Source organism: Enterobacter cloacae complex sp. 6730903 (assembly GCF_048283985.1).
Taxonomy (GTDB): domain Bacteria; phylum Pseudomonadota; class Gammaproteobacteria; order Enterobacterales; family Enterobacteriaceae; genus Enterobacter; species Enterobacter hormaechei_C.
The window spans coordinates 17,627-30,930 of record NZ_JBLVXX010000039.1; the positions used below are offsets into that span (position 1 = coordinate 17,627).

General features: G+C 58.6%; 14 protein-coding genes. 13 read left to right on the forward strand and 1 reads right to left on the reverse strand.

Going from position 1 to position 13,304, the window contains the following annotated elements; all coding sequences use genetic code 11:
* Positions 1-69: 69 nt before the first annotated feature.
* The 10 genes from plsY (at position 70) to ureG (ending at position 7,886) form a co-directional block, all read left to right on the forward strand.
* Entirely contained in the window at positions 70-684 is a 615-nt protein-coding gene (plsY, locus tag ACNQ0W_RS18345; RefSeq protein WP_003862548.1) for a glycerol-3-phosphate 1-O-acyltransferase PlsY, read from the forward strand.
* 93 nt (positions 685-777) lie between these two features.
* Positions 778-2,244, forward strand: coding sequence for an MFS transporter (locus ACNQ0W_RS18350; protein WP_062933645.1), 1,467 nt, complete (start codon positions 778-780; stop codon positions 2,242-2,244).
* A gap of 156 nt (positions 2,245-2,400) precedes the next feature.
* Complete coding sequence (locus tag ACNQ0W_RS18355) at positions 2,401-3,228, forward strand: urease accessory protein UreD (protein ID WP_062933646.1); 828 nt, start codon at positions 2,401-2,403, stop codon at positions 3,226-3,228.
* Between the two features lie 10 nt (positions 3,229-3,238).
* The gene (locus ACNQ0W_RS18360; RefSeq protein ID WP_003862556.1) at positions 3,239-3,541 is read left to right on the forward strand and encodes an urease subunit gamma; all 303 of its coding nucleotides are present in this window, start codon (positions 3,239-3,241) and stop codon (positions 3,539-3,541) included.
* A 10-nt stretch (positions 3,542-3,551) separates the two neighbouring features.
* On the forward strand, positions 3,552-3,866 hold the full coding sequence (locus ACNQ0W_RS18365; RefSeq protein ID WP_116329980.1) for an urease subunit beta: 315 nt from the start codon (positions 3,552-3,554) through the stop codon (positions 3,864-3,866).
* Positions 3,859-5,562, forward strand: coding sequence for an urease subunit alpha (ureC, locus tag ACNQ0W_RS18370; RefSeq protein ID WP_062933647.1), 1,704 nt, complete (start codon positions 3,859-3,861; stop codon positions 5,560-5,562). The genes ACNQ0W_RS18365 and ureC overlap by 8 nt, the downstream gene beginning before the upstream one ends.
* 9 nt (positions 5,563-5,571) lie before the next feature.
* Positions 5,572-6,036 (forward strand): urease accessory protein UreE, encoded by a 465-nt coding sequence (ureE, locus tag ACNQ0W_RS18375; protein WP_062933648.1) that lies wholly within the window; start codon positions 5,572-5,574, stop codon positions 6,034-6,036.
* 9 nt (positions 6,037-6,045) lie between these two features.
* Positions 6,046-6,585, forward strand: a complete 540-nt coding sequence (locus ACNQ0W_RS18380; RefSeq protein ID WP_062933649.1) for a HupE/UreJ family protein — start codon at positions 6,046-6,048, stop codon at positions 6,583-6,585.
* Positions 6,585-7,259 (forward strand): urease accessory protein UreF, encoded by a 675-nt coding sequence (locus ACNQ0W_RS18385; RefSeq protein WP_062933650.1) that lies wholly within the window; start codon positions 6,585-6,587, stop codon positions 7,257-7,259. The genes ACNQ0W_RS18380 and ACNQ0W_RS18385 overlap by 1 nt, the downstream gene beginning before the upstream one ends.
* Positions 7,260-7,268: 9 nt before the next feature.
* Positions 7,269-7,886, forward strand: a complete 618-nt coding sequence (gene ureG, locus ACNQ0W_RS18390) for an urease accessory protein UreG (protein ID WP_014071813.1) — start codon at positions 7,269-7,271, stop codon at positions 7,884-7,886.
* A 72-nt stretch (positions 7,887-7,958) separates the two neighbouring features.
* Here ureG and tsaD read toward each other — a convergent pair whose 3' ends face one another.
* Positions 7,959-8,972: a tRNA (adenosine(37)-N6)-threonylcarbamoyltransferase complex transferase subunit TsaD gene (gene tsaD / locus ACNQ0W_RS18395; protein WP_015571911.1), complete on the reverse strand. Its 1,014-nt coding sequence runs from the start codon at positions 8,970-8,972 to the stop codon at positions 7,959-7,961.
* A gap of 236 nt (positions 8,973-9,208) precedes the next feature.
* On the opposite strand from tsaD, the gene rpsU reads away from it, so the two are divergent.
* From rpsU to rpoD, 3 genes are all read left to right on the forward strand, one after another.
* A complete protein-coding gene (rpsU, locus tag ACNQ0W_RS18400) occupies positions 9,209-9,424 on the forward strand; it encodes a 30S ribosomal protein S21 (protein ID WP_001144069.1) in 216 nt (71 codons plus the stop codon).
* A gap of 115 nt (positions 9,425-9,539) precedes the next feature.
* Complete coding sequence (dnaG, locus tag ACNQ0W_RS18405) at positions 9,540-11,285, forward strand: DNA primase (protein ID WP_003862574.1); 1,746 nt, start codon at positions 9,540-9,542, stop codon at positions 11,283-11,285.
* 152 nt (positions 11,286-11,437) lie between these two features.
* Positions 11,438-13,282, forward strand: coding sequence for an RNA polymerase sigma factor RpoD (gene rpoD / locus ACNQ0W_RS18410; protein ID WP_006812010.1), 1,845 nt, complete (start codon positions 11,438-11,440; stop codon positions 13,280-13,282).
* Positions 13,283-13,304 lie beyond the last annotated feature (22 nt).

The window sequence follows — 13,304 nt, forward strand, 5'->3', positions numbered from 1 at the left end:
TCCGGCGAATTATGCGTATTATCCACAGATGCTGAGAATACAGATACATTTTCAAAACGGAACAGCGTTATGAGTGCAATCGCGCCTGGAATGATTATCCTCGCCTACCTTTGCGGCTCAATCTCCAGCGCCATTCTGGTCTGCCGCATCGCCGGGTTGCCTGACCCGCGTGAAAGTGGTTCCGGGAATCCGGGGGCGACCAATGTACTACGAATTGGCGGCAAGGGAGCAGCCGTAGCGGTTTTGATTTTTGATGTTCTGAAAGGAATGCTTCCCGTCTGGGGCGCGTATGCGCTCGGCGTCACCCCCTTCTGGCTGGGGCTGATTGCCATCGCCGCCTGCGTCGGCCACATCTGGCCTGTTTTCTTTGGGTTTAAAGGCGGTAAAGGCGTGGCCACCGCGTTTGGCGCGATTGCGCCGATCGGCTGGGATCTCACCGGCGTGATGGCGGGCACCTGGCTGCTGACCATCCTGCTGAGCGGTTATTCGTCGCTGGGCGCCATCGTCAGCGCGCTGATCGCCCCGTTCTATGTCTGGTGGTTTAAACCGCAGTTTACCTTCCCGGTGTCGATGCTCTCGTGTCTGATCCTGTTGCGCCACCACGACAACATTCAGCGCCTGTGGCGTCGTCAGGAAACGAAGATCTGGACGAAGCTCAGGCGTAAAAAGAAAGACGCTCAGTAAACCGTTCGTTATGCCTTATAACCAAATGTGATTTTTGTCACCTTCTGCCTGTGGTAACTGTTAGAGACACAACACAACCACACAAAAAAGAAAATGGCAGAAATCACAGATTCAACTCCCCTTCCAACGGCAGGAAATACCCCGGATGGCGACATCAGGTGGGTTCGCAGCGCATCGGACGTTTCACGTCTCGTTAATGACGGCTCTCAGGGCCGGGCCAATGCCCGCATCGTGGTCGGTATCGCGCTCGGGGGAATTTTCCTCGATGCCTACGATCTCGGCGCGCTGGCATTCGGCATCAAAGACATCACCCGCGAATTTAACCTGACGCCCGCCGGTACCGGCATGGTGGCCTCGGCGATTACCTTTGGTGCCATTGTCGGGGCGCTGCTCGGCGGCTATCTTACGGATAAAATCGGGCGCTACCGCGTCTTTATGGCCGACATGGTGTTCTTTGTCGTTGCCGCCATCGCCTGTGCGCTGGCCCCGAACGAATATGTGCTGGCGGGCGCGCGCTTTGTGATGGGTCTTGGCGTGGGGATCGACCTTCCCGTGGCGATGGCATTTCTCAGCGAGTTCGCCAGGCTGAAAGGCCCGGGGAATAAAGCCTCCAGCGTCGCAATGTGGTGCCCCACATGGTATGCAGCCATCAGCATCTCTTATCTTCTGGTGCTCTTCTTTTACGCCGTGCTGCCGGCAAGCCACAGCGACTGGCTCTGGCGCCTGATCCTTGGCTTCGGTGCGGTACCCGCGCTGGTGATTATCGCCATCCGCAGCCGCTATATGAGCGAATCCCCGGTCTGGGCGGCGAATCAGGGCAATCTGAAGGAGGCGGCGTCCATCCTGCGGCAGTCTTACAACATTAATGCCCACGTACCGCAGGATGCGCTCGACCAGCCCGCGCCTGTCGTGAACAAGGCAAAATGGTCGAACTACCTGAACCTGTTCCGCGGTATCTATCTGCGGCGTACCACGCTCGCCACGCTGCTGTCAGTGGTTTCCTCGTTCGCCTATAACGCCGTAGCCTTTGGCCTGCCGGTGATCATCTCCAGCTTCTTTGTGCAGTCGATGCTGACCACCATTCTGATCTCGCTGGCGCTTAATCTGCTGTTCGCGTTTGTCGGCGGGCTGCTGGCGGTGCGCTATGTTCCGCGCTTCGGCGCATGGCGGATGTCACTGGCGGGTTATGCGTGCCAGCTGGCGGCGCTGCTCGGCCTGGCGCTGATTGGCCGCCCTGACGGGGCTACGGAAGGCGTGGTCGCCGTCGCGATGCTGGCGCTGTTCCTGTTTGGTCAGGGTTTTGGTCCAGGTGCGCACACCATGACGTTTGCCTCCCTGAGCTACCCGACCTCGCTGCGCGGCGTGGGTGTGGGGCTTAACCAGACGCTGATGCGCAGCAGTTCAACGCTGTCACTGTTTCTGTTCCCGCTGCTGGTCGCCTCGCTGGATACCGCCGTGTTCTGGGTGATTGCGCTGGCGCCGTTTATTGGTCTGGCGTCGCTGCTGGCGATCCGCTGGGAGCCGTCGGGGTATGATGTGGATGCAGAGGATTATCGATAGCCTTTCTTGCCGGGTGGCGCTGCGCTTACCCGGCCTGCATTACTGAAACCGGCTCACATGAGCCGGTTTTTTTATCCATAAGCGACTCATATGACAGCCTTCATTTCCGCCAGGGCATACTGAAACGTATCCCGATAGTGTGGAAATGGAAGCACCATGTTAGCAACTCAGGTCACTGATAATTCGTACAAAGGCTGGCAGGCCTCGCTTGCCCTCCAGTTTTGTCATACCCCTGAGAAAACCCTCCTCCATTCCGCGCGTCACAGCGGGCCACTTACCGTTCAGCGTCCATTTTATCCCGAAGGGGAAACCTGCCACCTTTACCTGCTGCACCCGCCAGGCGGAATTGTGGGCGGGGATACGCTGGATATTTCCGTGCGGCTCGACGCCAAAAGCCATGCCCTCATCACCATGCCCGGCGCCAGTAAGTTCTATCGCAGCAGCGGCCCGCTGGCCTGCCTCAGTCAGCATTTTTATCTCGACGAAGAGGCCACGCTGGAGTGGCTGCCGCAGGACACCATTATTTTCCCCGGCGCTAACGCCGCGCTGCGTTCCGTCTTTCACCTGCACGCCACCAGCACGCTGCTGGCGTGGGAGCTGTACTGTCTGGGCCGTCCGGTGATAAACGAAGCCTTCAGCCACGGCACGCTGGAGAGCCGCCTTGAGGTGTGGGTGGATGGCGAGCCGCGTCTGATTGAGCGACTGCATCTTAGCGGTGGTGATCTGACGCCCGTCGCGGACCATCCGTGGGTCGGCACGCTGCTGTTCTATCCGGCCCGGGAAGCACATCTCGACGCGGTGCGTGCGCTTCTCGCCCCGCTGGATACTTTTGCGGGCGCCACGCTCACCGACGATCTGCTGTCGGTGCGTTTTCTCTCCCACGATAACCTGATTTGTCAGCGGGTGATGCGCGATATCTGGCAGTCGCTTCGCCCACTTTTAACCCCCAAAACCGCCTGTTCGCCGCGCATCTGGCAGACATAAGAGAAACGCTATGGAACTGACTCCCAGAGAAAAAGACAAGCTGTTGCTGTTCACCGCCGCGCTGGTTGCCGAGCGCCGCCTCGCGCGCGGGGTAAAGCTCAACTACCCGGAATCGGTCGCGCTGATCAGCGCCTTTATTATGGAAGGCGCGCGCGATGGCGAAACCGTCGCCTCGCTGATGGAAGCTGGCCGCCACGTCCTGACGCGCGATCAGGTGATGGAGGGCGTGCCGGAGATGATCCCGGATATCCAGGTGGAAGCCACCTTCCCGGACGGATCCAAGCTCGTCACCGTCCACAACCCGATCGTGTAAGGAGCGCGTGATGATCCCAGGGGAATACCGGATCCAGTCCGGCAACATTGCTCTCAACGTCGGACGCGAAACCCGAAGTGTGATAGTGGAAAACCACGGCGACAGGCCGATCCAGGTGGGATCGCACTACCACTTTTACGAGGTCAACCCGGCGCTGAAGTTCGATCGCGAGGCCACCCGAGGCTACCGGCTGAACATCCCGGCGGGCACCGCTGTGCGCTTCGAGCCCGGCCAGAAGCGGGAAGTGACGCTGGTGCAGGTGACAGGCGCGCAGCGCATTTTCGGTTTTCGCGGCGAGATCATGGGTGAGCTGAAACATGGCTGAGATTTCACGCCGGGCGTATGCCGATATGTTCGGCCCCACTACCGGGGATAAAGTGCGGCTGGCCGACAGCGAGCTGTGGATCGAAGTGGAAGACGATCTCACGATCTACGGCGAAGAGGTTAAATTCGGCGGCGGAAAAGTGATCCGCGACGGTATGGGACAGGGGCAGATGACCGCCGACGACTGCGTGGATCTGGTGCTCACCAACGCGCTGATCGTCGATCACTGGGGGATCGTGAAGGCCGATATCGGCGTAAAAGATGGGCGGATCTTCGCCGTTGGCAAAGCCGGAAACCCGGACATTCAGCCCGGCGTGACGATCCCGATTGGCGCGGCAACGGAGGTGATCGCCGCCGAAGGGAAGATTGTCACCGCCGGCGGGATCGACACCCACATCCACTGGATCTGTCCGCAGCAGGCGGAAGAGGCGCTGGTGTCCGGCGTCACCACCATGATCGGCGGCGGCACCGGGCCTGCGGCAGGCACAAACGCCACCACCTGCACGCCGGGGCCGTGGTATATCGCCCGCATGTTGCAGGCCGCCGATACGCTACCGGTGAATATTGGCCTGCTGGGTAAAGGGAACGGCTCCAACCCGGACGCGCTGCGCGAGCAGATCGCGGCTGGTGCCATCGGGCTTAAGATCCACGAAGACTGGGGCGCGACGCCTGCGGCCATCAACTGCTCGCTGGAGGTCGCTGAAGAGATGGATATTCAGGTGGCGCTGCACAGCGACACGCTGAACGAGTCCGGTTTTGTCGAAGACACGCTGGCCGCCATCGCCGGGCGCACCATCCACACCTTCCACACCGAAGGGGCGGGCGGCGGCCATGCGCCGGATATCATCACCGCCTGCGCGCACCCGAATATTCTGCCCTCCTCCACCAACCCGACGCTGCCCTACACGGTTAACACCATCGACGAGCACCTGGACATGCTGATGGTTTGCCATCACCTCGACCCGGATATCGCCGAGGACGTGGCATTTGCCGAATCCCGCATTCGCCGGGAGACCATCGCCGCCGAAGACGTGCTGCACGATATCGGCGCGTTCTCGCTCACCTCGTCAGATTCACAGGCAATGGGCCGCGTGGGGGAAGTGATTATCCGCACCTGGCAGGTGGCGCACCGCATGAAGGTGCAGCGCGGCGCACTGCCGGAAGAGACCGGCGATAACGATAACTTCCGCGTGAAACGCTATGTCGCCAAATACACCATCAACCCGGCACTGACCCACGGCATCGCCCATGAAGTGGGATCGATTGAGGCGGGCAAGCTGGCGGATCTGGTGGTCTGGTCCCCCGCCTTCTTTGGCGTCAAACCCGCCACCATCGTCAAAGGCGGGATGATCGCCTGCGCGCCGATGGGCGACATCAACGCCTCGATCCCCACGCCGCAGCCGGTGCATTACCGTCCGATGTTTGGATCGCTGGGTGCCGCACGCCACGCCACGCGGCTGACGTTTGTCTCCCAGGCTGCTGATGCCAGCGGCATTCCGCAGCGGCTCGGGCTGCAAAGCGCCACCGCGGTGGTGAGAGGCTGCCGGTCGGTGAAAAAGGCCGACATGATCCACAACGATTTACAGCCGAATATCACCGTTGACGCGCAAACCTATGAGGTACGCGTCGACGGCGAATTGATCACCAGCGAACCGGCAGAGGTTTTGCCGATGGCGCAACGCTATTTTCTGTTTTGAGGAGTGATAATGATCTATTTAACCCAACGCCTGGACCACGCGCATCCGATTACCGCCAGCGCCACGCTGCCGATTGACGTGCGGGTAAAAAGCCGCGCCCGCGTGGCGCTGAACGACGGCCGCGAAGCCGGGCTAATGCTGCCGCGCGGCCTGCTGCTGCGCGGGGGCGACCTGCTGACTACCGACGATGGCAGCGAAGTGATCGAAGTGATCGCCGCCCCGGAGTCGGTTTCCGTGGTGCGCTGCGCCGACCCGTTCCTGCTCGCCCGCGCCTGTTATCACCTTGGCAACCGCCACGTACCGCTGCAAATCATGCCTGGCGAACTGCGCTACCATCACGACCACGTCCTCGACGACATGCTGCGTCAGTTCGGTCTGGAGGTAACCTTCGCCAGCCTGCCGTTTGAACCGGAAGCGGGCGCTTACACCAGCGATGCCCACAGCCATAGCCACTCCCACGCTCATTCACATTAAGGACTCATCATGCGCAAGTATTTACCGCTGTTTCTGCTGGCCTTTTCCGTTCCGGCGCTTGCCCATCCCGGCCACGGGACCGACAGCTTCCAGGCCGGATTTCTCCATCCGCTGACCGGGCTGGATCACCTGCTGATGCTGACGGGGGCTGGCGTGCTCTCCGCCCTGAGCGGCCGCAAGCTGCTGCTGCCGTTAGCGACGCTCGGCATGATGCTTGCTGGCGCCGTTGCGGGCAGCCTGCTCGGCGGCTTTAGCGGCATGGAGATGCTGATTATCGTCTCGCTGGCGGTCTGCGGCGTGATGATGTTTAAGACGGAAAATCGCCTGCTGCTGGCGGTGCCAGCCCTGGCGATGTTCCACGGCTGGGCGCACGGCGTGGAGATGTCCGGCCACAGCTTCTGGCTCTTTACAAGCGGGTTTATGTTAGCCAGCGCCACGGTGCTGTGCGCCAGCTTCGCGGCAGGGCTGCTGCTGCGCCGTCACGACGGCCTGCGTAAAACCTTCGGCGGCGGGCTGATCGTCTCCGCCCTGCTGGCGCTGATGAGCTGATGGAGCACGCCCGCCAGCGGCTGCGCCTGATGCAGCTCTCCAGCAGTAGCCTGCCTGTCGGATCGTTTACCTGGTCGCAGGGGCTGGAGTGGGCTGTCGAGGCCGGGTGGGTCACGGACGCTGAGGCCTTCAGGCGCTGGCAGATCCAGCAGATGGAGCAGAGCTTTTTCTGCGTCGACCTGCCGCTGTTTATCCGCCTGTATCGTGCCTGCGAGAAGCAGGACGTCGCGGCAGCAAAACGCTGGACGGCATACCTGCTCGCCTGCCGGGAAACGCGCGAGCTGCGCGATGAAGAACGCAACCGTGGCGCGGCCTTTACGCGCCTGGTTAAAAGCTGGGAACCCGCCTGCCCGCCAGCGTGGTTGCCGCTGTTGATGCGAAGCCAGCTCGGCGGCATGGCGTGGCTCGGCGTGCGCTGGGGCATTAGCGCGCACGAGCTGGCGCTGAGTCTGGGCTACAGCTGGATAGAGAGCGCGGTGATGGCGGGCGTCAAGCTGGTGCCGTTTGGGCAGCAGGCCGCACAACAGCTGATTATCGACCTGAGCGACCATTTTGCCGCCGGGTTTGAACAGGCATTTTTACGTGGCGACGACGCGCTGGGGGCCGCTACGCCGCTGTCCGCCATCGCCTCCGCGCGCCACGAAACCCAATATTCACGACTATTCCGTTCCTGAGGAGTCAACATGGCTGATTACAAACATCCCCTGCGCGTGGGCGTAGGCGGCCCGGTAGGGTCGGGCAAAACCGCCCTGCTGGAAGCGCTCTGCAAGGCGATGCGCGACACGTACCATCTGGCGGTGGTCACTAACGATATCTACACCAAAGAGGATCAGCGCATCCTGACCGAGGCGGGTGCGCTGGAGCCAGAGCGCATCGTGGGGGTGGAAACGGGCGGCTGTCCGCACACCGCCATCCGCGAAGATGCTTCAATGAACCTGGCGGCGGTGGAAGCACTCAGCGAGAAGTTCGGCAATCTGGATCTGATCTTCGTGGAAAGCGGCGGGGATAACCTGAGCGCGACCTTCAGCCCGGAGCTGGCGGACCTCACCATCTACGTCATCGACGTGGCCGAAGGGGAAAAAATCCCGCGCAAGGGCGGGCCGGGGATCACCAAATCCGATTTTCTGGTGATCAACAAAACCGACCTCGCGCCGTACGTGGGGGCGTCGCTGGAGGTAATGGAGCGTGACACTAATCGCATGCGCGGCGAGCGTCCGTGGACGTTTACCAACCTGAAAGCGGGTGACGGTTTAGCGACGATTATTGCGTTTCTGGAAGAGAAAGGAATGTTGCGGGTGTAGGGTGGTTTATTGCACGTTAGCACACGTGGATCTTGTAGGCCCGGTAAGCGCAGCGCCACCGGGCAAAGAAACTCACGCCTCAGGCAGTTCCGCCAGCGGCCAGCGCGGACGCACAGACACGCTCAGGTCAGCCGTTGCGCCGGCGTTCAGACGCACCATCCCGGCGTAGGCGATCATCGCCCCGTTATCGGTGCAAAATTCAGGACGCGCGTAGAACACTTCCCCGCGACGCTTTTGCATCATCTCAGCAAGCTTCGCACGCAGCGTACGGTTAGCGCTCACGCCGCCCGCCATCACCAGACGCTTAAAGCCGGTCTGATCCAGCGCGCGCTTGCACTTGATCATCAGCGTATCCACCACCGCGTCTTCGAACGCACGGGCGATATCGGCGCGGGTCTGCTCGCTGTCATCGTTATTACGGATCGTATTCGCCGCGAAAGTTTTCAGGCCAGAGAAGCTGAAATCCAGCCCCGGACGGTCGGTCATCGGCCGCGGGAAGACAAAGCGCCCTTCCGTTCCCTGCGACGCCATTTTCGACAGCATCGGGCCACCCGGGTAATCCAGCCCCAGCAGCTTGGCGGTTTTATCGAAGGCTTCACCGGCAGCATCGTCGATCGACTCGCCCAGCAGCGCGTACTTGCCAATGCCCGTTACGCTAATCAGTTGGGTATGCCCACCGGAAACCAGCAGCGCCACAAACGGGAACTCTGGCGGATTGTCTTCCAGCATCGGCGCCAGAAGATGCCCTTCCATATGGTGAACCGGAATGGCCGGAACATCCCACGCGAAGGCCAGCGAACGCCCTACCGTTGCGCCGACCAGCAGCGCGCCGACCAGGCCCGGCCCTGCGGTATAGGCCACGGCATCAATATCTTTTGCACTCAACCCGGCCTCTTTAAGCGCCGCCTGAATCAGGGGAACCGTTTTACGCACGTGGTCACGAGAGGCCAGTTCAGGCACGACGCCGCCGTAATCAGCGTGCAATTTCACCTGACTATACAGCTGGTTGGCCAGAAGCCCTTTTTCGTCGTCGTAAATCGCGATGCCGGTTTCATCGCAGGATGTTTCAATACCCAGTACACGCATGACTTGTTTTACCTCGTTTCAATACCGCGCAGTGTAGAGCCTGGGCGGATTGTTGTAAAACTTTGTTCGCCCCAGGAAGAAGCCTCGTGTATACTCCTCACCCTTATTAAAGTCCCTTTCAAAATCGCATCGGTGCTTTACAAAGCAGCAGCATTTGCAGTAAAATTCCGCACCATTTTGAAATAAGCTGGCGTTGATGCCAGCGGCAAACCGAATTTATTAAAGGTGAGAGTTACATGCCGGTAATTAAAGTACGTGAAAACGAGCCGTTCGACGTAGCACTGCGTCGCTTCAAACGTTCATGCGAGAAAGCAGGTGTTCTGGCTGAAGTTCGTCGTCGTGAGTTTTATGAAAAACCAACGACCGAACGTAAGCGCGCTAAAGCTTCCGCTGTGAAACGTCACGCGAAGAAACTGGCTCGCGAAAACGCACGCCGTACTCGTCTGTACTAATCTGTTGAGGGCCACAGCCCTCAATTGACAGACAGAGTTGTAGTCGTAAGGCCGTGCTTCCGGAAGGAATGCGCGGCTTGTTTTCGTTTATAAGTCGCTTAAATTTTTGGGGCATATGGCCGGAAGAATCCCACGCGTTTTCATCAATGACCTGCTTGCCAGAACCGACATCGTCGATCTCATCGACGCGCGGGTGAAGCTAAAAAAGCAGGGCAAGAACTACCATGCGTGCTGTCCGTTCCATAACGAAAAAACCCCCTCTTTCACCGTAAACGGTGAAAAACAGTTCTACCATTGCTTCGGCTGTGGCGCACACGGTAATGCCGTCGATTTTTTGATGAACTACGACAAGCTCGAGTTCGTTGAAACCGTCGAAGAGCTGGCGGCGATGCATAACCTTGAAGTGCCGTATGAAGCAGGCAGTGGGCCAAGTCAGATCGAGCGCCATCAGCGGCAAACGCTGTACCAACTGATGGATGGCCTGAATTCGTTTTACCAACAGTCTCTTAAGCACTCTGCGGCTGAGCCTGCGCGTCAGTATCTGAACAAGCGCGGACTGAGTGACGATGTGATTGCGCGTTTCGCTATTGGTTACGCCCCGCCCGGCTGGGACAACGTGTTAAAGCGTTTTGGCGGCAATAGCGAAGATCGTAAATCCCTCATCGACGCAGGCATGCTGGTCACCAACGACCAGGGACGAAGCTACGACCGCTTCCGTGAACGGGTGATGTTCCCGATCCGCGACAAGCGTGGCCGGGTGATAGGTTTTGGTGGTCGCGTGCTGGGCGATGCCCTACCGAAATACCTTAACTCCCCGGAAACCGATATTTTCCATAAGGGCCGCCAGCTTTACGGTCTTTATGAGGCACAGCAGGATAATGCGGAACCTCCGCGTCTTCTGGTCGTCGAAGGCTATATGGATGTTGTTGCGCTGGCGCAGTACGACATTAACTATGCCGTTGCGTCGCTGGGAACGTCCACCACGGCGGACCATATCCAGCTGCTGTTCCGCGTCACAAACAACGTGATTTGCTGTTACGACGGTGACCGCGCAGGACGCGACGCCGCCTGGCGAGCGCTGGAAACCGCGTTGCCGTATATGACCGACGGGCGTCAGCTACGCTTTATGTTCCTGCCCGACGGTGAAGACCCGGATACGCTGGTGCGTAAAGAGGGCAAAGCGGCGTTTGAAGCGCGGATGGAGCAGGCTCAGCCGCTCTCCACGTTTCTGTTTAACAGCCTGATGCCGCAGGTTGATTTGAGTACCCCTGACGGGCGCGCGCAGCTCAGCACGCTGGCGCTGCCGTTAATCAGCCAGGTGCCCGGCGAAACGCTGCGCATCTATCTGCGTCAGGAGTTAGGCAACAAGCTCGGCATTCTGGATGACAGCCAGCTTGAACGTTTAATGCCGAAACAGGCTGAAAACGGCACGGTACGCCCCGCGCCTCAGCTAAAACGCACAACCATGCGTATACTGATAGGGTTGCTGGTGCAAAACCCCGAACTTGCTCCGCAAGTGCCGTCGCTGGCGGGTTTGAACCACGAAAAATTGCCCGGGCTTGGCTTATTTTCAGAATTGGTCAACACTTGTTTGTCTCAGCCAGGTCTGACCACCGGACAACTTTTAGAGCATTATCGCGGCACAAAAGAGGCCGCTACCCTTGAAAAACTGTCGATGTGGGACGATATAGCAGATAAGGATATCGCAGAAAAAACGTTCACCGACTCGCTCAACCATATGTTTGATTCGATGCTTGAGTTGCGCCAGGAAGAGTTGATAGCTCGCGAGCGCACCCATGGCCTGAGCAGCGAAGAACGCCGGGAGCTCTGGATGATTAACCAGGAACTGGCGAAGAAATAAAAAATTTAACGGCTTAAGTGCCGAATATCGATCGGGAAGCCCCCGGCAGCCGCACTGAGAGGCAGCGGCAAAAATATAAGTACGCCCTCGCTTTAAAGGTTGGCAGCCCATCGCCGACACCAATCAAACGAATTAAGTGTGGATACCGTCTTATGGAGCAAAACCCGCAGTCACAGCTGAAACTTCTTGTCCAACGCGGTAAGGAGCAAGGCTATCTGACCTATGCCGAGGTCAATGACCATCTGCCGGAAGATATCGTCGATTCAGATCAGATCGAAGATATCATCCAAATGATCAATGACATGGGCATTCAGGTGATGGAAGAAGCACCGGATGCCGATGATCTGTTGCTGGCTGAAACCTCCAACAACACTGACGAAGATGCGGAAGAAGCTGCTGCACAGGTCCTGTCCAGCGTGGAATCTGAAATCGGGCGTACCACTGACCCGGTCCGCATGTACATGCGCGAAATGGGTACCGTTGAACTGTTGACCCGCGAAGGCGAAATTGACATCGCAAAACGCATCGAAGACGGGATCAACCAGGTTCAGTGCTCTGTTGCCGAATACCCGGAAGCGATTACCTATCTGCTGGAGCAGTACGATCGCGTCGAAGCGGAAGAAGCGCGTCTGTCCGATCTGATCACTGGCTTTGTCGACCCGAACGCTGAAGAAGATATGGCGCCAACCGCCACTCACGTCGGTTCTGAGCTGTCTCAGGAAGAGATGGATGACGACGAAGACGAAGATGAAGAAGAAGACGACGACAGCAGCGATGACGACAACAGCATCGACCCTGAACTGGCGCGTGAGAAGTTTGCCGAGCTGCGTACCCAGTACGAAGTGACGCGTGACACCATCAAAGCGAAAGGCCGCAGCCATGCCGCCGCTCAGGAAGAGATCCTGAAGCTGTCTGAAGTGTTCAAACAGTTCCGCCTGGTGCCAAAACAGTTCGACTACCTGGTGAACAGCATGCGCGTGATGATGGATCGCGTACGTACCCAGGAACGTATCATCATGAAGCTGTGCGTTGAACAGTGCAAAATGCCGAAGAAGAACTTCATCACCCTCTTCACCGGCAACGAAACCAGCGAAACCTGGTTCAACGCCGCTATCGCGATGAACAAGCCGTGGTCTGAAAAGCTGCACGACGTGAAAGAAGACGTACAGCGCGGCCTGCAAAAACTGCATCAGATTGAAGAAGAGACCGGCCTGACCATCGAGCAGGTGAAAGACATCAACCGTCGTATGTCCATCGGTGAAGCGAAAGCCCGCCGTGCGAAGAAAGAGATGGTTGAAGCGAACTTACGTCTGGTTATCTCTATCGCCAAGAAATACACCAACCGTGGCCTGCAATTCCTGGATCTGATTCAGGAAGGCAACATCGGTCTGATGAAAGCGGTAGATAAGTTTGAATACCGTCGTGGTTACAAGTTCTCCACCTATGCTACCTGGTGGATCCGTCAGGCGATCACCCGCTCTATCGCAGACCAGGCGCGCACCATCCGTATTCCGGTGCATATGATTGAGACCATCAACAAACTCAACCGTATCTCTCGCCAGATGTTGCAGGAGATGGGTCGCGAGCCGACGCCGGAAGAGCTGGCTGAACGCATGCTGATGCCGGAAGACAAGATCCGTAAAGTGCTGAAAATCGCTAAAGAGCCTATCTCCATGGAAACGCCAATCGGTGATGATGAAGATTCGCATCTGGGTGATTTCATCGAGGATACCACCCTCGAGCTGCCGCTGGACTCTGCCACCACCGAGAGCCTGCGTGCCGCTACGCACGACGTGCTGGCTGGCCTGACCGCCCGTGAAGCCAAAGTGCTGCGTATGCGTTTCGGTATCGACATGAATACCGACCACACGCTGGAAGAAGTGGGTAAACAGTTTGACGTTACCCGCGAACGTATCCGTCAGATCGAAGCGAAGGCGCTGCGTAAGCTGCGTCACCCAAGCCGCTCTGAAGTACTGCGAAGCTTCCTGGACGATTAATCGGTCCTGAAATGAAAAAGCT

Coding starts and splice junctions, on each gene's coding strand:
- ureC (WP_062933647.1), top strand. CDS start 3,859: ATGGCTGAGATTTCACGCCGGGCGTATGCCGATATGTTCGGCCCCACT.
- plsY (WP_003862548.1), top strand. CDS start 70: ATGAGTGCAATCGCGCCTGGAATGATTATCCTCGCCTACCTTTGCGGC.
- rpsU (WP_001144069.1), top strand. CDS start 9,209: ATGCCGGTAATTAAAGTACGTGAAAACGAGCCGTTCGACGTAGCACTG.
- ureG (WP_014071813.1), top strand. CDS start 7,269: ATGGCTGATTACAAACATCCCCTGCGCGTGGGCGTAGGCGGCCCGGTA.
- ureE (WP_062933648.1), top strand. CDS start 5,572: ATGATCTATTTAACCCAACGCCTGGACCACGCGCATCCGATTACCGCC.
- ACNQ0W_RS18355 (WP_062933646.1), top strand. CDS start 2,401: ATGTTAGCAACTCAGGTCACTGATAATTCGTACAAAGGCTGGCAGGCC.
- dnaG (WP_003862574.1), top strand. CDS start 9,540: ATGGCCGGAAGAATCCCACGCGTTTTCATCAATGACCTGCTTGCCAGA.
- ACNQ0W_RS18360 (WP_003862556.1), top strand. CDS start 3,239: ATGGAACTGACTCCCAGAGAAAAAGACAAGCTGTTGCTGTTCACCGCC.
- ACNQ0W_RS18385 (WP_062933650.1), top strand. CDS start 6,585: ATGGAGCACGCCCGCCAGCGGCTGCGCCTGATGCAGCTCTCCAGCAGT.
- tsaD (WP_015571911.1), bottom strand. CDS start 8,972: ATGCGTGTACTGGGTATTGAAACATCCTGCGATGAAACCGGCATCGCG.
- rpoD (WP_006812010.1), top strand. CDS start 11,438: ATGGAGCAAAACCCGCAGTCACAGCTGAAACTTCTTGTCCAACGCGGT.
- ACNQ0W_RS18350 (WP_062933645.1), top strand. CDS start 778: ATGGCAGAAATCACAGATTCAACTCCCCTTCCAACGGCAGGAAATACC.
- ACNQ0W_RS18380 (WP_062933649.1), top strand. CDS start 6,046: ATGCGCAAGTATTTACCGCTGTTTCTGCTGGCCTTTTCCGTTCCGGCG.
- ACNQ0W_RS18365 (WP_116329980.1), top strand. CDS start 3,552: ATGATCCCAGGGGAATACCGGATCCAGTCCGGCAACATTGCTCTCAAC.